This is a genomic window from Haemophilus sp. oral taxon 036 (assembly GCF_002998595.1).
In the GTDB taxonomy this organism is placed as follows: Bacteria; Pseudomonadota; Gammaproteobacteria; order Enterobacterales; family Pasteurellaceae; genus Haemophilus; species Haemophilus haemolyticus_K.
On record NZ_CP027235.1, the window covers coordinates 1,087,581 to 1,114,575 of the forward strand.

25 protein-coding genes and 2 tRNA genes are annotated in these 26,995 nt (G+C 37.4%); 13 read left to right on the forward strand and 14 right to left on the reverse strand.

Annotated elements, in window-relative coordinates; translation table 11 throughout:
• Window positions 1-20: 20 nt before the first annotated feature.
• Window positions 21-1,595 carry a murein biosynthesis integral membrane protein MurJ gene (gene murJ / locus C3V42_RS05300; protein ID WP_106013901.1) on the reverse strand — a complete coding sequence of 525 codons (1,575 nt, stop codon included), beginning with the start codon at window positions 1,593-1,595 and terminating at the stop codon, window positions 21-23.
• A 266-nt stretch (window positions 1,596-1,861) separates the two neighbouring features.
• Between murJ and rpsT the strand changes: the two genes are divergently transcribed.
• Entirely contained in the window at window positions 1,862-2,125 is a 264-nt protein-coding gene (gene rpsT / locus C3V42_RS05310; protein ID WP_005548279.1) for a 30S ribosomal protein S20, read from the forward strand.
• 54 nt (window positions 2,126-2,179) lie between these two features.
• On the opposite strand, the gene bamC is transcribed toward rpsT, so the two are convergent.
• Window positions 2,180-3,181 (reverse strand): outer membrane protein assembly factor BamC, encoded by a 1,002-nt coding sequence (bamC, locus tag C3V42_RS05315; protein WP_065265470.1) that lies wholly within the window; start codon window positions 3,179-3,181, stop codon window positions 2,180-2,182.
• Between the two features lie 86 nt (window positions 3,182-3,267).
• Window positions 3,268-4,164 (reverse strand): 4-hydroxy-tetrahydrodipicolinate synthase, encoded by an 897-nt coding sequence (gene dapA / locus C3V42_RS05320; protein WP_065265469.1) that lies wholly within the window; start codon window positions 4,162-4,164, stop codon window positions 3,268-3,270.
• Window positions 4,165-4,263: 99 nt separating this feature from the next.
• Here dapA and bcp point away from each other — a divergent pair, with 99 nt between their 5' ends.
• The 4 genes from bcp to C3V42_RS05340 all read left to right on the forward strand — a co-directional run bounded on the left by bcp (window position 4,264) and on the right by C3V42_RS05340 (window position 6,571).
• Window positions 4,264-4,731 (forward strand): thioredoxin-dependent thiol peroxidase, encoded by a 468-nt coding sequence (gene bcp / locus C3V42_RS05325; protein ID WP_048952705.1) that lies wholly within the window; start codon window positions 4,264-4,266, stop codon window positions 4,729-4,731.
• Between the two features lie 163 nt (window positions 4,732-4,894).
• Window positions 4,895-5,347, forward strand: a complete 453-nt coding sequence (gene exbB / locus C3V42_RS05330) for a TonB-system energizer ExbB (protein WP_048952706.1) — start codon at window positions 4,895-4,897, stop codon at window positions 5,345-5,347.
• Window positions 5,348-5,350: 3 nt separating this feature from the next.
• Window positions 5,351-5,788 carry a TonB system transport protein ExbD gene (gene exbD, locus C3V42_RS05335; RefSeq protein ID WP_065265468.1) on the forward strand — a complete coding sequence of 146 codons (438 nt, stop codon included), beginning with the start codon at window positions 5,351-5,353 and terminating at the stop codon, window positions 5,786-5,788.
• Window positions 5,789-5,797: 9 nt separating this feature from the next.
• Complete coding sequence (locus C3V42_RS05340; protein WP_106013902.1) at window positions 5,798-6,571, forward strand: energy transducer TonB; 774 nt, start codon at window positions 5,798-5,800, stop codon at window positions 6,569-6,571.
• A gap of 85 nt (window positions 6,572-6,656) precedes the next feature.
• On the opposite strand, the gene C3V42_RS05345 is transcribed toward C3V42_RS05340, so the two are convergent.
• The 7 genes from C3V42_RS05345 to mutY form a co-directional block, all read right to left on the reverse strand.
• On the reverse strand, window positions 6,657-7,481 hold the full coding sequence (locus C3V42_RS05345; protein ID WP_048952709.1) for a class II glutamine amidotransferase: 825 nt from the start codon (window positions 7,479-7,481) through the stop codon (window positions 6,657-6,659).
• Between the two features lie 102 nt (window positions 7,482-7,583).
• On the reverse strand, window positions 7,584-7,961 hold the full coding sequence (locus tag C3V42_RS05350; protein WP_106013903.1) for a cytochrome b562: 378 nt from the start codon (window positions 7,959-7,961) through the stop codon (window positions 7,584-7,586).
• A 67-nt stretch (window positions 7,962-8,028) separates the two neighbouring features.
• Window positions 8,029-8,104 (reverse strand) — tRNA-Asn (locus tag C3V42_RS05355).
• 2 nt (window positions 8,105-8,106) lie between these two features.
• A tRNA-Phe gene (locus C3V42_RS05360) sits at window positions 8,107-8,182 on the reverse strand.
• A gap of 239 nt (window positions 8,183-8,421) precedes the next feature.
• Entirely contained in the window at window positions 8,422-9,495 is a 1,074-nt protein-coding gene (gene mltC, locus C3V42_RS05365; protein ID WP_048952711.1) for a membrane-bound lytic murein transglycosylase MltC, read from the reverse strand.
• Window positions 9,496-9,509: 14 nt separating this feature from the next.
• The gene (locus C3V42_RS05370) at window positions 9,510-9,782 is read right to left on the reverse strand and encodes an oxidative damage protection protein (protein WP_048952712.1); all 273 of its coding nucleotides are present in this window, start codon (window positions 9,780-9,782) and stop codon (window positions 9,510-9,512) included.
• On the reverse strand, window positions 9,760-10,896 hold the full coding sequence (gene mutY, locus C3V42_RS05375) for an A/G-specific adenine glycosylase (RefSeq protein ID WP_106013904.1): 1,137 nt from the start codon (window positions 10,894-10,896) through the stop codon (window positions 9,760-9,762). Before mutY ends, C3V42_RS05370 begins: the two co-directional genes overlap by 23 nt.
• Window positions 10,897-11,069: 173 nt before the next feature.
• On the opposite strand from mutY, the gene rpmE reads away from it, so the two are divergent.
• From rpmE to C3V42_RS05395, 4 genes are all read left to right on the forward strand, one after another.
• On the forward strand, window positions 11,070-11,282 hold the full coding sequence (rpmE, locus tag C3V42_RS05380) for a 50S ribosomal protein L31 (RefSeq protein WP_005625828.1): 213 nt from the start codon (window positions 11,070-11,072) through the stop codon (window positions 11,280-11,282).
• Between the two features lie 95 nt (window positions 11,283-11,377).
• Window positions 11,378-12,190 carry a glycosyltransferase family 25 protein gene (locus C3V42_RS05385; RefSeq protein WP_106013905.1) on the forward strand — a complete coding sequence of 271 codons (813 nt, stop codon included), beginning with the start codon at window positions 11,378-11,380 and terminating at the stop codon, window positions 12,188-12,190.
• Window positions 12,191-12,193: 3 nt separating this feature from the next.
• Window positions 12,194-13,165: a glycosyltransferase family 8 protein gene (locus C3V42_RS05390; RefSeq protein WP_106013906.1), complete on the forward strand. Its 972-nt coding sequence runs from the start codon at window positions 12,194-12,196 to the stop codon at window positions 13,163-13,165.
• Window positions 13,162-13,908: a glycosyltransferase family 25 protein gene (locus C3V42_RS05395; protein ID WP_106013907.1), complete on the forward strand. Its 747-nt coding sequence runs from the start codon at window positions 13,162-13,164 to the stop codon at window positions 13,906-13,908. Before C3V42_RS05390 ends, C3V42_RS05395 begins: the two co-directional genes overlap by 4 nt.
• Before the next feature lie 38 nt (window positions 13,909-13,946).
• Here the strand turns inward: C3V42_RS05395 and hemN are convergent, their stop codons facing one another.
• The 4 genes from hemN to C3V42_RS05415 all read right to left on the reverse strand — a co-directional run bounded on the left by hemN (window position 13,947) and on the right by C3V42_RS05415 (window position 17,971).
• Entirely contained in the window at window positions 13,947-15,314 is a 1,368-nt protein-coding gene (hemN, locus tag C3V42_RS05400) for an oxygen-independent coproporphyrinogen III oxidase (RefSeq protein WP_106013908.1), read from the reverse strand.
• On the reverse strand, window positions 15,314-15,760 hold the full coding sequence (locus tag C3V42_RS05405) for a DUF2489 domain-containing protein (RefSeq protein ID WP_106013909.1): 447 nt from the start codon (window positions 15,758-15,760) through the stop codon (window positions 15,314-15,316). Before C3V42_RS05405 ends, hemN begins: the two co-directional genes overlap by 1 nt.
• A gap of 3 nt (window positions 15,761-15,763) precedes the next feature.
• Window positions 15,764-16,324 (reverse strand): Der GTPase-activating protein YihI, encoded by a 561-nt coding sequence (gene yihI / locus C3V42_RS05410; protein ID WP_106013910.1) that lies wholly within the window; start codon window positions 16,322-16,324, stop codon window positions 15,764-15,766.
• Between the two features lie 120 nt (window positions 16,325-16,444).
• Entirely contained in the window at window positions 16,445-17,971 is a 1,527-nt protein-coding gene (locus C3V42_RS05415) for a catalase (protein ID WP_106013911.1), read from the reverse strand.
• Between the two features lie 248 nt (window positions 17,972-18,219).
• Between C3V42_RS05415 and C3V42_RS05420 the strand changes: the two genes are divergently transcribed.
• From C3V42_RS05420 to C3V42_RS05435, 4 genes are all read left to right on the forward strand, one after another.
• Window positions 18,220-19,377 (forward strand): EmrA/EmrK family multidrug efflux transporter periplasmic adaptor subunit, encoded by a 1,158-nt coding sequence (locus C3V42_RS05420; protein WP_106013912.1) that lies wholly within the window; start codon window positions 18,220-18,222, stop codon window positions 19,375-19,377.
• 9 nt (window positions 19,378-19,386) lie between these two features.
• Entirely contained in the window at window positions 19,387-20,919 is a 1,533-nt protein-coding gene (locus tag C3V42_RS05425) for a DHA2 family efflux MFS transporter permease subunit (protein ID WP_106013913.1), read from the forward strand.
• Window positions 20,920-21,044: 125 nt separating this feature from the next.
• Entirely contained in the window at window positions 21,045-23,336 is a 2,292-nt protein-coding gene (locus tag C3V42_RS05430) for a CRISPR-associated helicase/endonuclease Cas3 (protein ID WP_106013914.1), read from the forward strand.
• 48 nt (window positions 23,337-23,384) lie between these two features.
• Window positions 23,385-26,945: an SIR2 family protein gene (locus C3V42_RS05435; protein ID WP_106013915.1), complete on the forward strand. Its 3,561-nt coding sequence runs from the start codon at window positions 23,385-23,387 to the stop codon at window positions 26,943-26,945.
• The last annotated feature ends 50 nt before the right edge of the window (window positions 26,946-26,995 follow it).

A 26,995-nucleotide genomic window follows, 5' to 3' on the forward strand; every position in this document is an offset into this window, starting at 1 on the left:
TTTGGCATTATAGCGAGAAGTTAGTTTTTTGTCAGCAAATGGTGCTTGCGAACGCCTAATAAAATCAACGTTGCGCCATAAACTATTGCGGCTAATACAATCAACCAAACAAGCCAATAAACACGCATGAAGAAATCCATTTTCGCCCATTGGTTGATTTCAGGCACGTAATACCAAACTGCTGCGCCCATTGCGATTGCTGCCAATAAAACTTTTCCAAAAAAGACCGCACTTTTACGTGAAAAATGATAGACATCCGCTTTGGCTAAGCCGCGATAGAGTAAATAGGCATTAAGGGTTGCCGACATTGCTGAAGCAATGGCTAAACCCACATAACTGAAAGGAATTGCCAATAGGTTAAAGCCCATATTACTCACCATGGCAATAATGCCTATTTTTACTGGCGTTTTGGTATCTTGGCGGGCGTAATAGCCATTGGCGAGGATTTTAATCAACATAAAGCTAAGTAAACCTGCATTAAATGCCCATAAAGAATAAGAGGCGGCATGAACATCATTGAGCATGAAATTTCCACGCATAAAGAGCGTAAGTAACATCGGTTGAGCCAATACCGCAATACCAATGGCTGCAGGAACGCCAAGTAATAAAATCATTCGTACGCCCCAATCCATTGTATTACGAAAATCAACTGCACTTTTTGCTGAATCGCCTTCACGATTGACGTGGTGGCGGGCAAGCGTTGGCAAAATTACGGTAGAAATAGCAATGCCAAATAAACCGAGAGGAAATTCCAGTAAACGGTCGGAGTAATACAACCAGCTAATAGAGCCCGTCATTAAGAAACTCGCAATCACTGTATCCAGCAAAAGATTAATTTGACTTACCGATACACCAAATAAAGCAGGGATCATTAATTTACGAATTTTGGTTACGCCTTCATCCCGCCAAGCCCATTTGGGTTTCACCAATAAACCAGCTTGTTTCATAAATGGAATTTGGAATAAGAACTGTAATAATCCGCCTAAAAAAATACCGATAGCCAACGCAAGATCTGGGTTATCCATTTGTGGTGCAAGGAAAAGTGCGGTGGCAATCATCGCTATATTTAATAATACAGGTGAAAAGGACATCACGCCGAATTTCCCAATCGTATTAAGCACAGCTCCAGAAAGTGCGACAAAAGTGACAAACCATAAATAAGGAAAAGTTATTTTAAGTAAAAGAGAAGCTTGTTCAAATTTATGTGCATCAGGGCCATCATTCATCCAATCGGTGAACCAGCCCATCCCAAATAAAGCAGCAACGACAGGCGATCCAACCATTGCGAGGATTGTAACAATACTGACCAATCCCCCAAGGGTACCAGAAACTTTTCCAATAAATTCACGGGTTTTATTAATATCACCAGATTTTTGATATTCTGCGAGAACAGGTACAAAAGCCTGTGAAAAAGCCCCTTCAGCGAATAAACGACGAAGAAAATTTGGGATACGATTAGCAAATAAAAAAACGTCCGCTGCGGCGCCTGCACCAATGAGATGAGCGATAACTACATCGCGAACAAGACCTAACACTCTAGATAATAAAGTCATAGAACTAACAACAATGCTAGATTTTAAAAGTCGTTTACTCAAAATATTCTTCTCTACCCTAAAATTTTTGCCTAATTGTATAGAAATTTTGTTTTTACGCTATATTCCGTGAAAAAAAACTGATAAAATCCGCCGCACATCGTTTGTGTGAGCCCATATTGAAAGAGCTTGTAAAAATAACGATACTTACTTTCGGTTGTGTCTCACCGAAATCAACACAAATTTTTCATTGACAAAAGTATAAAAAATCGGCATATTGACGCCCTTTATTTTGTCTATCAATCAACAGAAATTTTAGGAGTTTGACCTTGGCTAATATCAAGTCAGCAAAAAAACGCGCGGTTCAATCTGAAAAACGCCGCCAACACAACGCAAGCCAACGCTCTATGATGCGTACTTACATCAAAAAAGTATATGCTCAAGTAGCAGCAGGTGAAAAAGCAGCAGCTGAAGCAGCATTCGTTGAAATGCAAAAAGTTGTTGACCGTATGGCTTCTAAAGGCTTAATCCACGCTAACAAAGCAGCAAACCACAAATCTAAATTAGCTGCACAAATCAAAAAATTAGCGTAATTTTTAGCTAGAAAAAATGAAAAATAAAACCGCACTTTAAAGTGCGGTTTTTCTTTATCTTGATATGATATTACTTATCGCCTGATAGATCTTTCTTGCATCATCTCCTGAAAGTGAATGCCCTTTTTCATCAGAGATAACCATTGAACTTTGTTTGCCATGATCTGAGATTTGCATATTGTAAATACCGTTATCTATTTTGGGGGATTCGATACCTAAGCGTAGCCAGTCTTCTTTATTTAAAGAGGAATATTTCAATTCGCGATATCCTCTGCCAGAGGTTTCAGATTTAATCGCAAAACCTACTTTAGGTAAGGCATAGCCTAATTTTTCCCATGCTTGGTTAAATGTCGTATTCATTGCTAAAGCGATTTGACCATTTAGATCTTGGATAATATGCGATGAAATAGCCCCTACAGAAGCGTTAGATAAATCTTGCTGTTGTTTTGTATAAGCTGATGTTAATGAATATATGAGACGATTCAGACGATCAGAGGTATAACGCTGTTTTTCAGACACACTTGGTGTGAAGATGATACCATCACGACGTGTTTGTAACACCGATACGGCAAGTGCACTAGAGCGGCGATCGGTAACATGCTCTATTTGATATTTAATTTCGACATTTTTATCTCCAATACGATCAGTTGGTGACCAATCCGTCGTTAAAACACTCCCCTGAACAGTGGATGAAATATTTTCTTCTTTCAGTAGACGTTCAACTTGCTTTAAATTATAGATGCTTGTTTGTTCTTCTGGATATACTATAAGGGCTCGTTCACCATCAAATTGTGTTAATGAATTTTGAATAATTGCTAATGGTGTTGATGGTGGACGAATATCGATATTTTCCCCTTTTTTGAAGGCAATATTAGGTAATGCATAAGTGTTGTCTGCAACAGGTAAGTTAACGCCTCCTGTTGCTAATGGAGAGAAACCTGGAATACTGGCTTCTGATTTTTGGAATGTATCATTAGCGGTTTTTAGCTTTTCTGGATCAGATGAACAACCACTTAGCACAACAGTTGCAGCCAAACCTAATATTATTTTTTTCATGTTTAGAATCCTATAAAATAAACGAAAAATCAATAATACTTTTGCGATAATAAAAATATGGGACAATGATCTGCCCCTTATTTTATTTATAGTAATCCCGCAAATTTTAATGCTTCTTCTACTTTGGGTTGAACGTTTTCGCTTAATATGGTTAGCGGTAAACGTAAGTGAGGAGATTTAATTAAACCTAAACGATAAGCTGCCCATTTAACTGGTATTGGATTGGATTCAATAAATAAATCATTATGTAAGCGCATCAGGCGAGCATTAATTTCTTCGGCTTTAGTAAAATCACCTGAAAGTGCATAACGACACATATCAGCCATATCTTTTGAAGCAAGATTATTAGTAACGGAAATAACCCCTTCAGCACCTAATTTCATTGCTTCTAAACTAGTTGCATCGTCGCCACTTAAAACAATGAAATCTTGACCTGCAAGTGCTTTAATTTTTGTTACACGACTTACATCGCCTGTTGCTTCTTTAATACCTACAATATTTTTAATCTGGGCTAAACGAGCAACTGTTTCAGGTTTCATGTCACTACCAGTACGTCCTGGTACATTGTAAAGAATTTGTGGCAGATCGGTACATTCAGCAATGGCTTTAAAATGTTGGTACATACCTTCTTGAGTCGGCTTATTATAGTAAGGAACGACAGATAAACAACCGGCGACACCACTATCGCGTAATAATTTTGTCATCGTTATTGCTTCACTAGTAGCGTTTGCGCCAGCCCCTGCAATAATTGGAATACGTCCTTTCGCAAATTCTACTGTCTTCTCAATAACCTTTACATTTTCTTCAATACTTAATGTGGCCGATTCACCGGTTGTTCCTACAGAAACAAGCGCATTAGATCCGGCATCAATATGATGCTCAACTAATTTTTCTAAACAAGCAAAATCAATTTCGCCATAGTTATTCATTGGTGTGACAAGAGCCACAATACTGCCAGAAAATAAAGGATTTTGAGCTGACATAGAACCTCCGTTTATCTTTTTGATTTTATTTTTGGTATAGTTCTCTATAGTCGCTAAAATGGCTTTAATTTGCAAATCTTTTTTTCAAAGGAGTCTTTTATGAATAGATTGATTGCGGGAAACCAAGCACCGGCTTTTACATTATTGAATCAACAAGAAAGTCCTATTTCTTTAAGTGATTTTAGGGGGAAAAAAGTGCTTGTCTATTTTTATCCTAAAGCACTTACCCCAGGTTGTACGAGTCAAGCATGTGGATTACGTGATAGCAAGTCTGAGTTAGATGAATTAGGGCTTGTTATATTGGGGATTAGCCCAGATATGCCGAAAAAATTGGCGCAATTTATTGAGAAAAAAGCACTTAATTTTACGCTACTTTCAGATCCTGATCATCAAGTCGCAGAAATGTTTGGCGTATGGGGGGAGAAGAAATTTATGGGAAAAACCTATGACGGTATTCATAGAGTCAGTTTTTTAATTGATGAAAATGGAAAAATTATGCATGTATTTGATAAATTTAAAACTACAGTTCATCACCAAGTTATCGTAGATTATCTTAAAAATCTTTAAACCTTTTTCAAAACTTACCGCGCTTTATGTAAAGTGCGGTAAAAAAGCATTATTTTTTAGTTCCATATTTACGTCTAATCCTAGCTTTGCTAAAATTTTCTACAATTGAAATTCATTCTCAATTATATTTCCAATAAAATTCTCAAATAATAAGGACAGAAAAATGTTACAGCTTTTTGATTTTTTACAACAATACAGTGATTTTATCATTATTGGTTTACTGCTACTGATGAGTGTGACGATGTTAGCAATGGTAACCGAGCGTTATATTTTTTTACGTAAAGTTAATGTTGCGCATTACTCAACTATTCATGAGTTAGATATTGATTTGAATCGTAACATGACCACGATTTCAACAATTGGAGCTAATGCGCCTTATGTTGGATTACTCGGAACGGTTATCGGAATTTTGCTTACTTTTTATCAAATTGGCCACGGTGGTGGTGATATTGATGCAGGCATTATTATGATGCATCTTTCACTTGCGTTAAAAGCAACAGCATTAGGGATTCTCGTCGCAATTCCTTCTATGGTATTTTATAACGGTTTAGGACGTAAGGTAGAAGTTAATCGTTTGAAATGGAAAGTGTTAAACGAACCAAAAGATAAGGAATAGTCTGTGAAAAAATTTGATGAAATCAACATTATCCCTTTTATCGATATTATGTTGGTGTTACTTGCTGTCGTCTTGATTACAGCATCATTTATTTCTCAAGGTAAAATTCAAGTAAATGTGCCAAAGGCGAGTACTGCTGTGGCATTCAAATCTGATGATCTCGCTAAATTATTAACGGTTACAGCGGATAAACAACTCTATTTTAATGATAAACCTATTTCGCAAGAGGCTCTTGAGGCTGAGGTTGCACGCTGGAATAAGGATCAGAAAGTCACCTTGAAGATTGACGCAGAAGCATCTTTTCAGGATTTTGTAACAATCACAGATATGCTTGCTAAAAATGATATTAAAAATGTTGCGATTGTTTCAATGAAAGACAAAGGGCAGGGAAAAAGTGGCCGGGCTCCCGTCTCTACTCAATCTATTTCTACCGCACCTTAAGGAATCATTATGCAGCAAACAAAACGTTCGCTCTTAGGTTTGCTAGTTTCTTTATTGGTACATGGCATTATTGTTGGTTTACTTTTATGGACTTGGAATAAACCAAGTGATAGCGCCAATAATGCCGCAGGAGACATTGCAACGAGCATTTCTATGGAAATGGTGCAGGGAATGGTTATGGAAGAGCCTGCACCTGAGCCTCAAAATATGCAGAAAGAACCTGAGCCGGAGAAGAAAGAGGTTGTGGAAGATCCCACAGTGAAGCCTGAGCCTAAAAAAATTAAAGAGCCAGAAAAAGAAAAGCCTAAGCCTAATGAAAAGCCTAAAGAAAAACCAAAGGATAAACCTAAGAAAGAGCTTAAACCTCAAGATAAGCCTATTAATAAAGATTTACCAAAGGGTGATAAAAATATTGATTCTACTGCGAATGCTAATGCAAAAGCGACAACAACGAGTACAGCTAATAGCAATGCTCAAGTAGCTGGTTCAGGGACTGATTCGAGTGAAATAGCCGCTTATCGTTCAGCAATTCGCCGTGAAATTGAACGTCATAAACGTTATCCAACTAGGGCAAAAATGATGCGTAAACAGGGTAAAGTCAGCGTATCCTTTAATGTTTCGGGTGACGGTTCATTAACTGGTGCACATATAACTCAGTCATCCGGTGATGAAAGTTTAGATAATGCGGCGCTTGATGCGGTGAATAGTGCGAGCCCTGTTGGTGCAAGACCTGCTGGATTTCCTTCGGGATTAAATGTGCCGATTAGTTTTACGCTTCAGTAATAAAAATAAAGGTATATAGGACAAAATAAAAGTGCGGTTAAAATCAATGAAACTTAACCGCACTTTTATTCTGACTAGAAAATAGTTAGATTGTTCTATTACCTAATGTGCCATCATCAATTGCTGCTTTGGGTGTACCGATGACTTCAGCGATTTTATCTCCATTTTTAAAAAAAACAAATCCGCCATTTTCCATTTTTGTCCAGGTTTCATCTTTGGTAAGTGGAAAGGTTGTAATGATGTTTACCTTATCGCCCTCTTTCGCATAATCGCTAAAATCAATGACGCCGTCGTCATCAATACGATGTGCTTTTCCAAAAGGCGCTTTTCGCATTAAATAATGCAGGTTAGTGGAGCAGTGAGCAATCATCCATTCACCATTGGATAAAATAAAGTTGAATGTACCGTGTTGAGCCAGCTCTTTTGTCACTTTTTGAATTGCCTCAAAAACTTCCATTTCGCTAGGTTTTTGGCGGTAGGTATTTTTGAGATATTCTGCTAAATAACAAAAAGCAGCCTCAGAATCAGTAGAACCAATAGGTTGTAAAAAGTAGTTACTCATATCAGGTAAATTTTTTAAATTACCATTATGCGCAAATACCCAGTTCTCCCCCCAGATTTCACGAATGAAAGGATGGGTGTTTTCGATATTAACATCACCTTGAGTTGCTTTACGAATATGAGCAATAACGTTTAGTGATTTAATCTTGTATTGTTTGACGCAATCTGCAATAGGCGAGTTACTTGCAGGATGATTATCACGAAAAACACGTACGCCACGCCCTTCAAAAAAAGCGATACCAAAGCCATCAGAATGGCAATCTGTTAACCCTGCACGACGACGAAATCCCTCAAAAGAAAAAACGATATCCGTTGGTGTGTTGCAGTTCATTCCGAGTAATTGACACATAGTTTAGATATATAACCCCATAATATGTATTGATTTAACACCATTATAGGGGGGATTTCAAGAGAAGTGCGGTGAATTTTTATAATAAAACGTTACATTTTATTACTTATATAACTTATGGTACATTTGTCGTAATTCTGACATTTCATATAGCTTTGTTTTAGCCCCGTCAAGTTTGCCTTCTTTAGCTAAATTGGAGGCTTCTGTGGCTACATCAATCACTTTTTGAATACCTTGTTGATAACCAGGAAATTGAGATTGATCTCCGTTCCATTTTGTCGGCATGGTTACTTTTGAGTGTTCGGCAGCATTAATAAATGCGCTTATGTTATTTTGGAATTCTTCTGATGAAGAGGCTTTTGATGCTAATACCAAACGTTGGGACATAATCATCATTTCGTCACGAAGATTAATAGGATTTGTTGCAAAAGTGGAAGAGGCAAATACAGCAAGACCTATAAATGCAAAAAATTTTTTCATTTGTATACCCTTAAAAAATAAAAGATAGCAAAAAGCCGCTAAATTTCTTTAGCGGCTTTCTAGAATTTGGCTCCTCCTGCGGGACTCGAACCTGCGACATATGGATTAACAGTCCACCGTTCTACCGACTGAACTAAGGAGGAAATGGTGCCTCGAGGCGGAATCGAACCACCGACACGGGGATTTTCAATCCCCTGCTCTACCGACTGAGCTATCGAGGCGTTATCATTATCGGCTGCTGCCTGACAACGGAGCGTATTAAACTATTTTTTCGAGAGTCGGTCAATAACTAAATTTAAAAAAAATGAAAAAACTGTTTTGTTTGGATAGTTAATCATCAAAGTGTTTATTAAAACAACTAAAATTCATAACTTACCTATTCATTTTACAGTCATCTTTTTATAAAAAAATGCTCGTTGAAATGGTTCAACGAGCATTTAGTTATGACTAAAGGGCTGTCTTATCGTCTTACACGGAATTTTTTCTGTGCTTGATCTACTTTTAATAGGTAATTTCGTGCTTGAGCAGATGGATGAGCTGTTGTCAGAATGCGGAAAACTTGTTCCGGATACATTTGATTGATTTTATAAATCGCTTCATCTTTATCATTATCAAATACACGCAACACCGCACCAGCACCACTATTATAAGCAGAAATCATAGCAAAGCGTTTTGATGTCGGATTGGTAATGCCATCTAAATATTGGTTTTGAAGAAGCCATAAATAAGAGACGCCCGAATCAATATTATTTGCTGGATCGTATAAATAACGCTCTGATGGCTGCCCACTTTTCCCTTTCATAGCAAATACATCACGGCCCGCAGTGCGTGGAACAACTTGCATTAAACCAATAGCATTTGCATAGCTAATTGCATAAGGGTTAAAGCTTGATTCTGTTTGCATAATACCTAAGATCAGGCTTTCATCAATGCCATAACGTTCAGAGGCTTTACGAACTAATGGTAAATATTTCTGAGCGCGGACTTCCACGTGGTTTGCAATCATAGGAATTGCAACAAATTGCACGGTATGACCATTTTGTAGGCGGCGTGTTTGTAATTTATTTTGGATCAAATAAGTTGCAAAATTACTTGCAATAAATTGGTTTGCAATTTGCTGACCTTGGTGGTCTACCACCTGTCCTAAAAGAAACGGACGAGAGCTAATGGGAACGTCACCTGAGGCAAATAAATCAATTCCTTTTGCATCTGCTCCCATTAATAAAGTATGAACAATTGCATTATGTAAACGATTAAGGTCTTGTTGTGTTTCAATGACAATATTACCTTCATCAAAACTTACGTGGCTACGTGTATAAAAAGAATCGGTATATTTTACGTAATCTTTACGGCTGGCCACTAATAATTCATTTACACCCCAAATACGATCAATATTATGTGAGAATTGTCCAGTAAGAATGTCTAAACCTTGTGTATCTTTTGCAAAGGCTTCATCGTAATTAATACTGCGGTTCGGAGAGTCGCTACAAGCATATAAAAAAGGCAGTAATGCTAATAATAAATACTTTTTCATTGTGTTACAGTCAATTAATTTGATGGTGGAACATAACCTTCAATATGCACATCTTTTCCTTCAAACAGAAAATTGATCATTTCTTGTTCTAATAATTTACGATGCTCGGTATTCATCATATTGAGTTTTTTTTCATTAACCAACATCGTTTGTTTTTTGATCCATTCTCCCCAAGCCTGTTTGCTGATTGAATCAAAAATACGTTTTCCGAGTTCACCAGGATAGAGCTGGAAATCTAAACCTTCTGCTTCTTTTTTAAGATATTCACAAAATACTGTTCTTGCCATAATGATTCCTTACAAATTGAATTAAAAGATTTTTTACCGGTTGAGCAAGCCCGATCTGTTCAGGATTTTGCGGATCATACCAATATTTGACCGCACTGGATAGATTTGATTGATATTCTTTTGGGTTTTCCGTGATTTTACGCCAATCATCGTTTTCTTGTTCAATATGTAAATTATCATTAACTTCTGCGTAAATTGGGTGAATATCTAAATGAAAATGACTAAAAGTATGTCGAAAACTTGGCCAGGATTGATAATGGGAAATACCTTCTTGTATGAGGTGGTTCAATAACGTTGATTTATCCTCAAATTGAGGAAAGCAAAATAATCCTCCCCATAACCCCGAATTTTCTCTTTGTTCTAACCAAACTTTTCCTTTGTTTGATAATATTAAAAAATAGGTCTCTTTTTCTGGTAGGGTTTTTTTAGGTTTTTTATTTGGAAATTGATCCCAACTTTCATGTTTATTCGCCAAACAATCCTCATTTAAAGGGCAAAGTTCACATTTTGGTTTTGTTCGTGTGCATACCATTGCACCAATATCCATCATCGCTTGGTTAAAGTCAGCAACGCGTGTTACAGGCGTGACTTGTTCAGTTAAATGCCACAGGTAATTTTCCACTTTTTTTTCACCCCTCCAGCCTTCCACCTCAAAGTATCGGGCAAGTACACGTTTTACATTACCATCTAAAATGGGGTAAGGTTGATTTAAAACGGAAGATAAAATAGCACCCGCTGTGGAGCGCCCTATGCCAGGCAATGCCCATACTTGTTCAAAATTAGTTGGAAAATTCCCATTAAATTCATCCTGCACTTTTTGGGCTGCTTTATGTAAGTTACGTGCACGCGCATAATAGCCTAAGCCTGTCCATAAATGTAAGACTTCGTCTTGTGATGCATTAGCAAGTGCGGTAATAGAGGGGAATATTTTTATAAATTGCTTAAAATAAGGTATAACAGTGGCTACTTGTGTTTGCTGTAGCATTACTTCAGAAAGCCATACGCCATAGAGCGTTTTATCTTGTTGCCAAGGCAAATTCTTACGCCCGAATTTGTCGTACCAAGCCAAAACAGATTTGGCAAAAGAAGTATGGATTGAAGATTGTGCTTGCATAAGGAAAAGCTTTGTTAAGAATGTTTTTGATTCTACACTAAAATGGGGCTTGTTTATCTATGTTTTTTCAGTATAATTCGCAGTCTATTTGGTGCCAAATATGGCGTATTATTCATTCACGCGGTGTAGGGAGAAAGTTCTTATAGCGGCGTGGCTTCATTTTGAGGTTTTCTATGAAACAAGGTATTCACCCAGAATATAAAGAAATCACGGCAACCTGCTCTTGCGGTAACGTGATCAAAACTCGTTCAACTTTAGGTAAAGATATCAACCTTGATGTGTGCGGTAACTGCCACCCATTCTACACAGGTAAACAACGTGTTGTGGATACTGGCGGTCGTGTTGAACGCTTTAACAGCCGTTTCAAAATTCCAAGCACAAAATAATTTGAACTTGCTTCGAAACCCTGCCAAACGGTGGGGTTTTGTTTTATCCGAAGAACGTATAAAATAGATAAATCTAAATTGAATAAGAAATACCTATGCATACCAATTATGTTATAAGCCTTTCATCTGCTTCTCAACGTCGTGAACATATCATCAAAGAATTTGGGAAACATCATATTCCTTTTGAGTTCTATGACGCTATAACCCCATCAGAGTGCCTTAATCAACTCATTCAAACTTATTTACCAAATCTTGCTCATGCTAAACTTTCAGAAGGGGAGAAAGCGTGTTTTATGAGTCATTATATGCTATGGAAAAAATGCATAGATGAAAACCTTCCTTATATATATATTTTTGAAGATGATGTATTGCTAGGTGAAGATGCTTATTCATTTTTGGCTGAAGATGAATGGTTAAAGGAGCGATTTACTTCAGATGATAGTTTTATTTTGAGATTTGAAACTTTTTTGAAGCCAGCCAAATGTGAAAATGTAAAGATCTCATCATTTAAGAGTAGATTGATTTTAAAATTAGTCGAAGAGCAGTATGGATTAGCTGCATACGTTATATCCAAAAATGCAGTTATCAGTTTGTTTAGGCAAATGTCCATGCTTACATCGGATGATATTGATGCGATTGATATTTTGGCATTTAGAGATTTTCTGAATTTAGATAATGTATATAGTTACCAAATGATACCAGCTATAAGTATTCAAGAATTACAATGGAAAAAGAGTAAAAGTGTTTTATATAGTCAGTTAGAAGATGAACGTTATAAAATATTAAAAGGTAATAAAGTTAAGAATTCAAAGAAAACATTAATAGAACATCTCTTTCGATTAATAACCAAACCTAAGAGACTCTTATATAAGAGAAAGAGAAAAAAATATATAGTACCATTTAGATAGATTATGTTTAGTAATATTAAATTAGTTAATAAAAGATTAGATTTGGTTATTAATCATAATAATAATCATAATAATATAGTATTCTCATCAGATTTTAAGTATTCTAAATATATCGGTATATCAATATTATCAATTTTAGAGAATAACATTCATGAGAAGTATAATTTTCATATATTTGTTAATGAGATTGATATATTAGATTTAAACAGAATAAGATCATTGCCATATAAAAATATAAATATTTTCTTTTACTGGTTAAACGATAGTATTGTTGAGGGGTTGCAAACGACTCAACATTTTTCAAAAGGTATGTATTATAGGCTGCTTATCCCTTATATTTTACATAGGAAAGTAGATACTTTTCTGTATTTAGATACAGATGTTATATGTGTTGGAGCTATATCTGAAATATTTTCTACTAATTTATCTAAAAAGGTTGTAGCAGCTGTACCTGATACAATAGAAGAATATCATTTATATAGGCTATATGAATTAGGATTTAAGAAAGAATCAACATATTTTAATTCTGGAGTAATGTATATAAATACTAGTGAATGGGTTAATAATAAAATCACAGAGAAATTTCTTAGTTTAATTGGTATGAGTTCTTATGTTTATCCAGATCAGGATGTACTGAATCTGATATTAAATAATAGTTCTGTTGTATTTTTATCAGAAAAGTTTAACTACCAAAAATGGTTAAAACTATCTAGGGAAGATTTTTATGAAGAATGTAAATTAGTTTCTTTAGTCCATTTTATTGGACCTCATAAACCTTGGTCGATATCTGGCTATAATAGAATCTATAATTATTATAAAAGTAGATCATTTTGGAAAAAGCAAGAATTTGAAAATATTGATACAACATTAGGGTTGAAAAAAGCATCTAAATACTTTTGGAAGGATGGTAATAAATTTATTTCAGTATGGTATCATGTCAGATATTTAATAAGAAAGTTAAAAAGACTAAAATGAAAAAATTACAGATCTATATTATTAACCTAGAAAAATCTACTGATCGTAAGGCTTATATGCAGGCTCAGTTTGATCAATTATTTTTGGATAACACAGAACAGGCTATTCATTTCTTTAAGGCAATTAATGGAAAAGAAAATCCGAATCACCCCTTATTCCAACGTTATAATGAGAAGAAGAGACTGAATGTGAAAGGGTATCCACTCACGCTCAATCAACTAGGGTGCTATGCTAGCCATTATTCAATGTGGGAAAAATGTGTTGAGTTAGATAGTCCAATTATTGTATTAGAAGATGATGCTAAGTTTAAAGATAATTTTTTAGACGTGCTTGATTTTATTAATAGTGAGAAAAATACCTTTGAATTTTTTTGGTTACAGCCTGATCGTTTAAAAAATAAAAGAAAATTAGTGGCGGATTTTGGGCATTTCTCTGTTTATCAATTTAGTAAAGGTTTTATTGGTGCGACAGGTTATTATTTAACACCTAAAGCGGCTAAGAAATTTTTAGCGCAAAGCCAAGAATGGTATTTAACTGTAGATGTTACAATGGATCGCTTTTTTGAAAATAAAGTCCCACCTTATGCAATTGTACCGTTTTGCTTAGAGGCAGATTATGAAATTGAATCAACTATTTTTGAAAAGCAGAAGAAAATTAAGACATTAAAAACAGTGATTGCAAGAGAGTTATTTAATATCAGTACAAGCATTAAAAGGAATATTTATAATTTGTTGCATCCATAAATGACAAAGTGCGGTAAAATTTTTACCGCACTTTTGTGTTATATTATTCTTGAAAATTGCTGACGTTTTGCTGCTTCACGTGAGTAAGTATCAAAACACAAACAGATGTTACGAATTAATAGCCTTCCTTTTGGCGAAACTTGGAGACCTGTATGCGTGAGTTTGATAAGCTCATCATCGATTAATGGTTTTAATAGTGCTAAATCTTCAGCAAAGTGAGTGGTGAATTGAATGTTATATTGCGCCTCAATCGGTGAGAAATCGAGTTTAAAGTTACAAATTAATTGTTTAATAACATCACGACGTAAGCAGTCTTCTTGTGTTAATGCTAAGCCTTTATGTAGAGCATTGCCTTGTTCTTCAATGAGGGCATAATAGCGCTTTAAGTCTTTTTCATTCTGTGCGTAAGTATCACCCAATAAGCTAATAGAAGACACGCCAAGCCCTAATAAATCACATTCTTCTTGCGTTGTGTAACCTTGAAAGTTTCGGTGCAATACGCCTTGATCCTGCGCAATGGCAAGTTCATCATGGGGTTTAGCAAAGTGATCCATACCAATAAATTTATAACCTGCATTACCTAGTGTTTCGATCGTTTTTTGCAAAATGGTTAGTTTTGTTTCTGGCGCGGGCAGTTGATATTCTTTAATTTTTGCTTGCCCAGGTACGCGACTTGGTAAATGCGCATAATTAAAGACACTTAATCGATCTGGATTGAGTGCAATTACTTTTTCAAGAGTGAACATAAAACTCTCTACAGTTTGTAATGGCAAACCATAAATTAAATCAAGGTTAGTTGATTGAAAGCCTAATTCTCTAGCGTGATCTAACAATGTATGAATAAAATCTTCATCTTGTTCACGATTTACCGCTTTTTGCACATCTTTATTAAAGTCTTGTACACCCATGCTCATGCGATTAAAACCAATGTGACGTAGATGATCAAGCATAGAAAGTTCAATTCTACGAGGATCGATTTCAATTGAAATTTCAGCTGTCTCAGATACTGTAAAATGTTTTTTTAGCATTGCCATTAAACGAGCTGATTGGATTTCACTCAGATAGGTGGGGGTACCGCCACCCCAGTGAATTTGGGTAACGAGACGATGCTTAAATAATGCAGAGCGCGCACTAATTTCTTTTTCAAGGTAATCTAAATAAATATCAGCCTTATGTTGATGGCGAGTGATCACTTTATTACAGGCACAGAAATAGCAGAGCTGGTGGCAAAAAGGAATGTGAACGTATAAAGAGAGCGGACGATTTGGGTAGCGTTTTACGGCGGCTTCAAAATCTTGCTCAGTATAATTTTCATTAAATTCTAGGGCTGTAGGATAGGAGGTATAACGCGGGCCTGATTGGTTGTATTTTTGAATAAGTGCGCTATCCCAAATAATTTCTGACATTAAATCACTCCAATCTGTTTAATATCGTCTAAAAACTGACGTAATTCTTCTTTAATTTCGTGTTCAAATTTGGCTTCGGCTCTTTCACGTGCTAAATCTAAACGCATTCTTTCTTTTTTTTCTAATTGTTTGCGAGCATCATGAGTTGGCATGTTATGTACGATTTCATGTAATTGCGCCATACTTGGGTATGGAGTAAGCGTTTTACCAAAGGGCATTAATAACATGGTAAGGCGAATTACACCTTCTGAGTGATTACATTCGCCAGACTGCATTGCTCGAGCAATGATTTCAATACTTTCCTTTAAGCGGGCTTCCCTTATCGCTTTGGATTTAGCTATCATAATGTTTTGTTGTTTTAGCTGTTTTAGTAAACGAATTGCATATCCACTTAACCCTATAACAACAATAAGTGCAACAATACTTAAAATAATGATCCAAATCATAGATTATCTAAATTGATTAATATCAATACGTTCAAAAGTGCGGTATAAATCATCTTCGTTTTCGTCTTCCTCTTCTATGCCTAGTTCTTCCATTAATTCGGCAATTCTTTCGAGACATTCATCCACAAATTGTTGATCTGCTTTGGTAATTGCTTTACCTTCATCTAAGGCATCTAATAATTCATTCAGAATCTCATTATTTTCAAGCTTTTCAAGCTCTTGCATTGGATCTAACTTTTTCGCCTGTTTTACGACAGGAATCGTTTGTCCTTTTTCTGGTTTATTAACAAATTCCACAATTAATGGTACTTTTTTCTTGCTACCAATTTTAGGATCTTTAATTTCTTGTTGGATTTTGTTCGTTTTGTCTTCTATTGCGCTATGACGAGAACCTGATGCTAAACCTTTATGTTTTCGTTTTTTCTTATCTTCACGTGCTTTGGCATCTAATTCATAACGCGTGAGTTTTTTTCCTGGACGAGAGTTGGAGATTTCGGGTTTCTTATCTGCTTTACGGATTGGCATAACATCAGTGATGCGACGTGTTTTTTTCTTACGAGCCATTCATAGTTCCTTTTTATAAAATTTTGCGGATTGTATCATTTTCATGTCTAAATTTATAGGCAAATAAAAAACGGAAGCACGTCACTTCCGTTTTTCTTTATCAGTAAAAACTGATTACAATTATAACAATCCACCTTGTCCTAATGCGGGATCAGTATCACGAGCTTTTAATGCATCTTCTACTGTTAATCCTAATGCTTTTGCAACACCAGCGCCGTATGCAGGATCACACCAGTGACAATTACGGATATGACGGTATTTGATGAAGTCAGGCGCATCCCCCATTGCCGCTGCAGTATTATTAAATAATGCTTGTTTTTGTTCAGCATTCATTAAGTTAAATAATGCACGTGGTTGGCTGAAGTAGTCATTATCATCTTGGCGATAATCCCAGAATGCAGCATCACCATTAATACGAAGAGGTGGTTCTGCAAAATCAGGTTGTTGTTGCCATTGGTTGAAGCTGTTTGGTTCATAGTGTGGTAAGCTTCCGTAGTTACCATCAACACGGCCTTGACCATCGCGTTGGTTGCTGTGTACTGGACAACGTGGACGGTTTACTGGAATTTGACGGTAGTTCACACCTAAACGGTAACGTTGTGCGTCGGCATAGTTGAATAAACGTGCTTGTAACATTCTGTCTGGGCTTGCACCGATACCTGGAACTAAGTTGCTTGGTGCAAAAGCGGATTGCTCTACATCAGCAAAGAAGTTTTCTGGGTTACGATTAAGTTCAAATTCACCTACTTCAATTAATGGATAATCTTTTTTCGGCCATACTTTTGTTAAGTCAAATGGGTGGTAAGGCACTTTTTCAGCATCAGCTTCAGGCATGATCTGTACAAATAGTTTCCATTTAGGGAAGTCACCGCGTTCAATTGCTTCATATAAATCACGCTGGTGGCTTTCACGATCATTTGCAATGATTGCAGCAGCTTCTGCATCGGTTAAATTTTTGATACCTTGTTGAGTATGAAAGTGGAATTTAACCCAGAAGCGTTCACCAGCTTCATTCCAGAAACTATAAGTGTGTGAACCATAACCATGCATATGACGATAGCTTGCTGGAATACCACGCTCGCTCATTACAATGGTAACTTGATGTAACGCTTCCGGCAATAATGTCCAGAAATCCCAGTTGTTCGTTGCTGAACGCATATTAGTGCGAGGATCGCGTTTTACAGCTTTATTTAAATCAGGGAATTTACGAGGATCACGTAAGAAGAATACCGGGGTATTGTTACCCACTAAGTCCCAGTTACCTTCTTCAGTATAGAATTTTAATGCAAAACCACGAATATCACGTTCAGCATCTGCTGCACCTCGTTCTCCCGCAACAGTGGTAAAGCGCGCGAACATTTCTGTTTTTTTGCCAATTTCACTGAAAATTTTTGCACGAGTATATTTAGTAATATCGTGTGTGACAGTAAAGGTACCAAAAGCACCAGAACCTTTTGCGTGCATACGGCGCTCAGGAATTACTTCACGCACGAAATCTGCTAGTTTTTCATTTAGCCATAAATCTTGTGCAAGTAATGGGCCGCGAGGTCCTGCTGTTAAGCTGTTTTGGTTATCGGCAACAGGGGCTCCGTTACCCATGGTAAGATTAGAGCCACTTAAATGTGAAAAAGGGCATTGAGAACTCATAGAATACTCCTTGTAAAGTAAATAATCGTTTGGTTGAAATAAATTTCTTGGGTATCATACAAAAAGGTTTTGACGATTGAAATCTATTGAATCAATTCAAAAAAACTATTTTAAACTTTATCTATATTGAGTTCCTTTTGATAAAGTTTCATAATGAAGCATTTCGATCTTTCATAGCGTTTAAAGATTAGCTTTAAATTTTTTTAATGAGTTAATTTTGAGCGCGATTCCTAATTTAGGATTAATTTATGGCTGAAATTAAACAATCTGATATTCCTAATCAGGCAAAACGTAAAAAAAGTCTCGGTATTTTTATCGTTATTTTACTTATTTTAAGTATCACTTGTACTTTGTATTGGTTTTTCTTCTTGAAGGATTTTGAAGAAACAGAAGATGCTTATGTGGGGGGAAATCAAGTGATGGTGTCATCACAAGTTGCTGGAAATGTAGCGAAGATTAATGCTGACAATATGGATAAAGTCCATGCAGGTGATATTCTAGTTGAATTGGATGATACGAATGCGAAACTTAGTTTCGAACAGGCAAAAAGCAATCTCGCCAATGCTGTACGTCAGGTAGAACAGTTAGGTTTTACTGTGCAGCAATTACAATCAGCTGTGCACGCTAATGAAATTTCTTTAGCTCAAGCACAAGGCAATTTGGCACGCCGAGTTCAACTTGAAAAAATGGGCGCAATTGATAAAGAATCTTTCCAACACGCAAAAGAGGCCGTCGAGCTTTCCAAAGCAAATTTAAATTCCTCTAGAAACCAATTGGCTGCTAATCAGGCTTTATTGAGTAATGTTCCATTACGTCAACAGCCGCAAATACAGAATGCAATGAATTCACTCAAACAGGCTTGGTTAAATTTACAACGTACAAGAATTAGAAGCCCAATTGATGGTTATGTGGCGCGTCGTAATGCTCAGGTTGGGCAAGCCGTTTCAGTGGGCGGCGCATTAATGGCGGTGGTATCTAATGAGCAAATGTGGTTAGAAGCTAACTTCAAAGAAACCCAATTAACGAATATGCGCATTGGCCAGCCGGTGAAAATTCATTTTGATTTATACGGTAAAAATAAAGAATTTGATGGCGTGATAAATGGCATTGAAATGGGGACTGGCAATGCGTTTTCTCTTTTGCCTTCACAAAATGCTACGGGTAACTGGATTAAAGTGGTGCAACGTGTACCTGTGCGAATTAAATTAGATCCACAACAATTTGCTGAAACGCCATTACGAATTGGTCTTTCTGCAACGGTAAAAGTGAGAATTTCAGATTCATCTGGCCCAATGTTACGAGAAAAAGCAGAAGCGAGAACTTTATTTGCTACTGATACACTTAAATATGATGAAAGTGCGGTAGAAGATTTGATTGAATCTATCATTCAGCAAAACAGCCATTAAGGCGGCGTTATGGACAATTCCGCAAAAAAATTTCCACCTATTCAAGGTGGTGCGCTGATTTTATTAACTCTGGCTTTATCTCTCGCCACCTTTATGCAGGTATTAGATTCTACCATTGCAAATGTGGCGATTCCTACTATTGCGGGCGATCTTGGCGCCTCTTTTAGTCAAGGTACTTGGGTAATTACTTCTTTTGGTGTGGCAAATGCGATTTCTATTCCAATAACAGGTTGGTTAGCAAAACGTTTTGGCGAAGTGCGGTTATTTTTAGTTTCAACTTTTTTATTCGTTGTCTCTTCTTGGCTCTGTGGGATTGCAGATAGTCTTGAGGCTTTAATTATTTTTCGCGTCATTCAAGGCGCTGTAGCAGGCCCTGTGATTCCTCTTTCGCAAAGTTTATTATTAAATAATTACCCGCCAGAAAAACGCGGAATGGCATTGGCATTTTGGTCAATGACTATTGTCGTTGCGCCTATTTTTGGTCCAATTTTAGGCGGATGGATTAGTGATAATATCCATTGGGGATGGATATTCTTTATCAATGTTCCGATTGGTTTATTAGTTGTGCTAATCAGCTGGAAGATTTTGGGTAGCCGAGAAAGTGAAATTGTTCATCAACCTATTGATAAAGTCGGTTTAATTCTACTTGTTTTAGGCGTGGGATGTTTGCAATTAATGCTTGATCAGGGGCGTGAGCAAGATTGGTTTAATTCTAATGAAATCATTATATTAGCCGTTGTTGCTGTCGTTTGTCTGATTGCCTTGGTTATTTGGGAATTGACAGATGATAATCCTGTAGTAGATATTTCGCTTTTCCATTCTCGTAATTTTAGTGTAGGGTGTTTATGTACTAGTTTAGCCTTTTTGATTTATTTAGGTTCTGTGGTATTAATTCCGCTCTTGCTACAACAAGTCTTCCATTACACTGCGACGTGGGCTGGGTTTGCGGCTTCCCCAGTTGGATTATTCCCAATTTTGCTTTCACCGATTATTGGGCGTTTCGGTTATAAGATCGATATGCGAGTTTTAGTGACAATAAGTTTTATTGTATATGCAATAACATTTTATTGGCGAGCGGTGACTTTCGAGCCATCAATGACTTTTGCTGATGTGGCTTTACCACAATTAGTGCAAGGTTTGGCTGTGGCCTGTTTCTTTATGCCACTTACCACAATAACGTTATCTGGCTTACCTGCGCATAGAATGGCTTCAGCCTCTAGCTTATTTAACTTCTTGAGAACTTTAGCGGGTTCTGTAGGAACATCTTTAACCACATTTATGTGGTATAACCGTGAAGCTGTTCACCATACTCAATTAACAGAACACATTAATCCTTATAACCCAATTTCCCAAAGTTTTTACCATCAAATGAATCAATTTGGTTTAAGTGATAGCCAAACTTCAGCTTACCTCGCCCAACAAATAACATCGCAAGGATTTATTATTGGTGCAAATGAAATATTTTGGCTATCAGCTATGGGATTCTTAGGATTGTTTATTGTAATTTGGTTTGCAAAACCACCATTTGGCGGGCGTCATTAGTATCATATTATTCAAAATTTGAATGATTTAACCTCAAAATGTATCAATGTAAACATTGTTGAATTAAAAGAGGATTAGGAGTAGATTAGGTTAAATAATAATCATAAATATAAAGGATTATTTTTATGCCTGCTAAGCCTTTGTACTACGCCCATTCCGCGCAAGACAAATTCGGCAATCTCTTGCCTTACGAACATTGGCAAACCTTGCAAAGCCATTCGGTCAATGTTGGGGAAATGGCGGCGGAGTTTGCGCGGGTATTTGGTGCACAGGAAATTGCCTGCCAGACGGGACAGCTTCATGACTTAGGGAAATATTCAGAAGCCTTTGACCGTCGATTACACGGCAGTTCCTCAGTCGATCATGCTACCGCCGGCGCCAAAATTGCAGTCGAGCGTTGGGGAGGTGTTATCGGCAAGCTGATGGCGTTTTGCATTGCGGGGCATCATGCGGGGCTTGCAAATGGAAACAGCGAAGGGGATAACCGCCGCACCTTAAAGCAGCGTTTAGCCTTGCAATTTGGTGCAGATATTCCCGCTCTTGATAACCTGTGGCAACAAGAAATCAAGCTCCCTCAAAACCTGTCCGCACCGCCACTCAAAGCCGACGCGCATCATCCTTTTTTCTCCTACGCCTTCTTCACCCGAATGCTCTATTCCTGCTTGGTGGATGCCGATTATCTCGATACCGAAGCCTTTTATTCAAACCTAGAAAACAAAGCCAGCGAGCGCGGCGGTTATCCCGATTTAAACGCCTTACAACACAATTTCAATCAATTCATCAACGCTTTCAGACGACGTATCGCCCAAGCTTCAGAGCAAATCGAAGCCGAAAAACGTAATGCCGCCTTAAACCGCCTGCGCAGCGAAATTCTCGATTACGCCGTAGAACAAGCGGCACAACCGCAAGGGCTGTTCACGCTCACCGTGCCGACTGGCGGCGGAAAAACCTTCACTTCCATGGCATTCGCGCTGGAACACGCCAAACGGCACGGTATGCGGCGCGTGATTTACGTCATCCCGTTCACCAGCATCATCGAACAAAATGCCGCCGAATTCCGCAAAGCCTTTGGCGAATTGGGCGAACAAGCTGTGTTGGAACACCACAGCACCTTCGACGACGGCAAACTACAAAACGAGGCCACCAAAGACAAATTGCGCCTTGCCTCAGAAAACTGGGACGTGCCGATTGTCGTGACCACTGCCGTGCAATTCTTCGAATCCCTCTTTGCCGACCGCTCCTCGCGCTGCCGCAAGCTGCACAATATCGCAGGCTCCGTCATCATCCTCGACGAAGCACAAATGCTGCCGCTCAATCTTTTGCTGCCCATCATGCAAGCCATCAAAGAATTGGCGCAAAACTACCGTTGTAGTGTCGTCATGTGCACCGCCACCCAGCCAGCCGTGCAAGCCAAAAACGGTTTCTATCGCGGCTTTGAAAATGTGCGCGAAATAGCCCCAAAACCGACCGCACTTTTCGACAAACTGCGCCGCACCACCGTGCAACACATCGGCACACAAACCGACGCCGACCTGCTCGCCAAATTTGGCGAATACCCGCAAATGCTCGTCATCGTCAATAACCGCCGCCACGCCCGCAGCCTGTACGACCAAGCCAAACACCTTGACGGCACGTTCCACCTGACTACCTTAATGTGTGCCAAACACCGCAGCCAAAAGCTCGATGAAATCCGAGGCCGTCTGAAAAAGGGCGAACCCTGCCGCGTTATCGCCACCTCCTTAATCGAAGCCGGCGTTGATGTGGATTTTCCGCTGGTGATGCGCGCCGAAGCAGGTTTAGACAGCGTTGCCCAAGCCGCAGGACGCTGCAACCGCGAAGGCAAAAGGCCGTCTGAAAACAGCTTTGTCTGGATATTCGCGCCCGAAGAACAATGGAAAGCCCCGCCCGAACTTGCCACCCAAGCCGCCGTTATGCGCCTGACCGCCGACAGCTTTTCAGACGACCTCTTATCTACCCAAGCCGTTGCCGCCTATTTTGCCGAGCTTTATCAATTAAAAGGCAGCGAACTGGACAATAAAAAAATCCTGAAAATGCACAACGATACAGGGCAAAGCCTCGATTTCCCATTCCAAACCATCGCCGACAAATTCCGCATGATCGAAAGCCACATGCAGCCGCTGATTATTCCATTCGATGGTGAGGCCGAAAACCTCATTAGCAGCCTGCACCACGCCGACCACATCGGCGGACTCTTACGCAAACTGCAACCCTACACCGTCCAAATCCCCGAAAAAGCCCTTGCCGCTTTATATAAAGCAGGGCGTATCGAACCGATTAACGAGAAAAACTTCGGCAAACAGTTTTATACGCTGATCGGGCTTGATTTGTATGATGACGTGGCGGGGCTTTCTTGGGAGGATACGGAGTTTTTGAAGGGAGAGAGTTTGGTGTTTTAAGGAAAATTATTTTGATTAATTGAGAAGATAATTACATAGGAATTCAGAATGGCTAAAGACATTACACAACTTGATGACTATACAAAATTAAAAAAACTTGCTTCTGCTCTTTGGCAACAAAATAACTCTTATCATGGTGCAGCTATTATGATAGGTGCAGGTTTTAGTAGAAGCGCTGCGACAACAGGAGATAGCAATAAAAAGCTTCCGCTTTGGTTTAATTTTTCTGAACTATTAACTAAAGAATTGAGTTCAAATAGCTCAGATCCATTACGACTAGCTGAAGAATACAATGCATATTTCGGTAAACAAGCGTTACATGATTTAATCAAGAAGGAAATTAATGATTCAGCCTGGATACCGGGGGAACTACATAAATCCTTATTAGAATTACCATGGTCAGAGGTTTTGACTACAAACTGGGATACTTTGCTTGAACGTGCTTCAGAAGAAATTCATCAGCCTGTATATAGTATTGTTTCAAAACAGGAAGATCTTTCAAGTGCAAGATCACCTCGTATCGTGAAATTGCATGGCACTATTGATGTAACTAAAGATTTGATTTTTACTCAGGAAGATTATCGAAAATATCCGCAACAATATGCAGCATTTGTGAATTTTGCTAGGCAAGTATTTATTGAAAATGAACTATGTCTAATGGGTTTCTCTGGAGATGACCCAAATTTCTTACAGTGGGCTGGTTGGGTTAGAGATCATTTAACTAGTCATTCTAGACGGATTTACCTCGTTGGAGCTTTAGGATTAAATTCTTCAAAACGGAAATATTTAGAGTCGCTCAATATCGCACCCATAGATTTATATAGTTTGGTTAAAGATTATGATGACGCAGATATGCGTCATTTTAAGGCCACAGAAATATTTTTTCAGACCTTGCAGGAACTAAAACCTAAGAATACATGGGAATGGGAGCCAAGTCAGCTACGTCGAACAGAAATGACAGAAGAAGAGCTAAATAGGCGTTATCAAGATCATGAGCATGCAGCTCATCTCCTTGAAAGGCAATTAGTTCCTTTGGAAAAGGATAGATTGTCTTACCCTGAGTGGTTGGTATGTCCAAATTTATTGAGATTTACCCTAAAGATGCAATTAACAGATCCTTGGCCTAATCCTGATAATTTGTCAAGAATGAATAAAGATTCAAGAGCTAAGCTGTTATATGAAATAGCTTGGCATTACAAAGTAACTTTTGAAATTCCTCCAAATTGGTTGGTAAATGAATTGCTAACCGTATGTGATCTTGATAAACCTTGTTTTTTAACAAAGAAACAACAATTAGATATTGCGCTTCTGTTATTGAAAAATACACGTTGGATGGAACAGTCAGAAAGTAAAGATATTATTCTAATAACAAGACGTATATTGGAAAAAGGAAAAGAATATTGGACAGAGATTGATAACGAATTGTCCTATTATTCCGCTATTTTAGCTCGTGATTCATTTGATTATGCGGCTTTAGAGAAATATGCAGAAGAAATTACCACTAATGATCCTATTTGGAAGTTAAAAAAGGCGTCCTTATTTGCAGAGCTTGGAAATTTTGAAGAAGGTAAACACTTAATAAGTGAAGCATATAGTGATTTACTTAAGCAGTATAGAAACAATCATGGTTCTATTTATTTGCTCTCTCGTCTAGCTTGGGCATACTGGTTAGCTAGAGGTGTTAACTTGAGTGAACTGGAAGAGAAAATTAGAATTTTCTCTTTTGATTATAAAGAATCTAAATGCGATCCTTGGGATTACATAGAACACATGCAGGAAAAAATCACCAAAAAATTAGCAAAGCAACAAGAACAAGAGATTGAGCCTTTATTTGAACCAGGACATTACAAAGATAACTCCAAGACTGTAACTTGGAGTAATGAATTGCACCCACTACTTCTACTAGAAGGTATATCTAATACTGTTGGACTACCATTACGTTGGCAGCATACAAATTTTCTTGTCGATTCAGCTGCAAAAATTGCTGAATTAACTGAAATTGATAATACTCAACGTTTCTCTCTTGCTATTAGAGCCGCCAGTAGTGAGACATCTAATGTCTTAAAAAGAGTATTTTCTAGAATTAAAATTGCGTGTTTATCTCAGGACGAGGCTAATTTTTTAATAGAAAAAATTATATCTTCAATTGAATATTGGTCTAAAAAGCTAGAGACTCAATCGAGCATAAGCGCTATTGCACGCCATGCAATTGACCGCTTACGTGTTTTTATTGAAGTATTAGCTAGAATTTCTGTAAGAGCAACATCTGAACAAGCTAAGCAAATTTTTCGCTTAGCAGTTTCTTTAGGGCAGAATAATAAACTACAACACTTATGGCTATTTGACTCAATTAAAGACTTAATTAAATTTTCTCTTAAAAGTATTCCTGACGCTGAGCAACATGAGGTGTTACTTGATGCATTATCTTATCCACTTGAAACAGAAATTCAAAAAAATGAATATGGTAAGTGGGCTAATCCTGTCATAGATAATCCGGGTGAGCGTAAGCAAAATATTGATATTGATAAACGCATTGGTGAAATTATAGACAGCATAGAAAAAAATTCTTCTAAAAATGCTCCAGCATTGTTAAGACTATTACCTTTAATAAAGAGTAAGTTTCTTACCGAAAAAGAATGCAGACAAATTGCATTAAATATATGGGGGGATAATCCTGATTATAAAAATATACCTGAAACAGGATTGCTTAATTACGTTCTACTTGAATTGCCAAACATGGATTCTTTGTCTGTAAAAGCATTAGTTAGGGAATACTTATTTGAACAGAAAGAAGAAAACTTTTTTAAATTGGATTTTTTAATGGATGTTGTTAATGCAGCACTTGGAAAAAATGTTAAGGAATTGCCAAGTGAAGAAGGAGCTCTTAATTATTTTGAAAAATTAACTTCTTGGAGATTGCCTGAAAAAGATAATAGTGAAATAGGATTTTCTAAAGATATAAATTCTGAAACGGCTGAATTAATTAGTGAAGTATTAGCACGTTCTATTGTTCCTGCATTATCAAAAGAAGCATTAACTGAAGAAAATTTCCAGAAGTTGTATGATATGCATATAGCACTTGATAAACCAGAAATTCTGATGGCGTATCCATATTTTGCTGCATCAGATGAAATGTTTGTTAGCAGAGTTGAAGGTTCTATAAAGAAAGGTTTTCAATCTATAGAATCTAATAAATTAGCATATACCTCTTATGCTCTTCTTACTTGGAGGAAGCTCCAAGATTCACCAGTTATAAACAAATTAATTAAGCGATTGATTTATATAATTGGTTCAAATCAAAAACAAGGATTAGCAGCACTTCTTTGGACGGCTAATCAAATGTATAAAAAAGAATATCTTTCAAACGAAGATATTGAATCGCTAAGTGAAATTCTTCCTGTTATTTTTGATAGTACGAGTTACGAGAGAATTCCACCATATAATCAAGAATCTGTAAGTATTTCACTTGTTCGCGCTGCTTGCGTTAGATTAGCTAGAGATATTTTAAATAAAGAACAAAATAATGATATGGAGTTAAAAAGAATATTGGAAATGGCAAAGAATGATCCACTTCCAGAAGTGAGATTCGCAGAAATTACAGATATATAAAAATATCATTCAAAAGTGCGGTCATTTTCGCTAACGTTTCAAAACGTCGT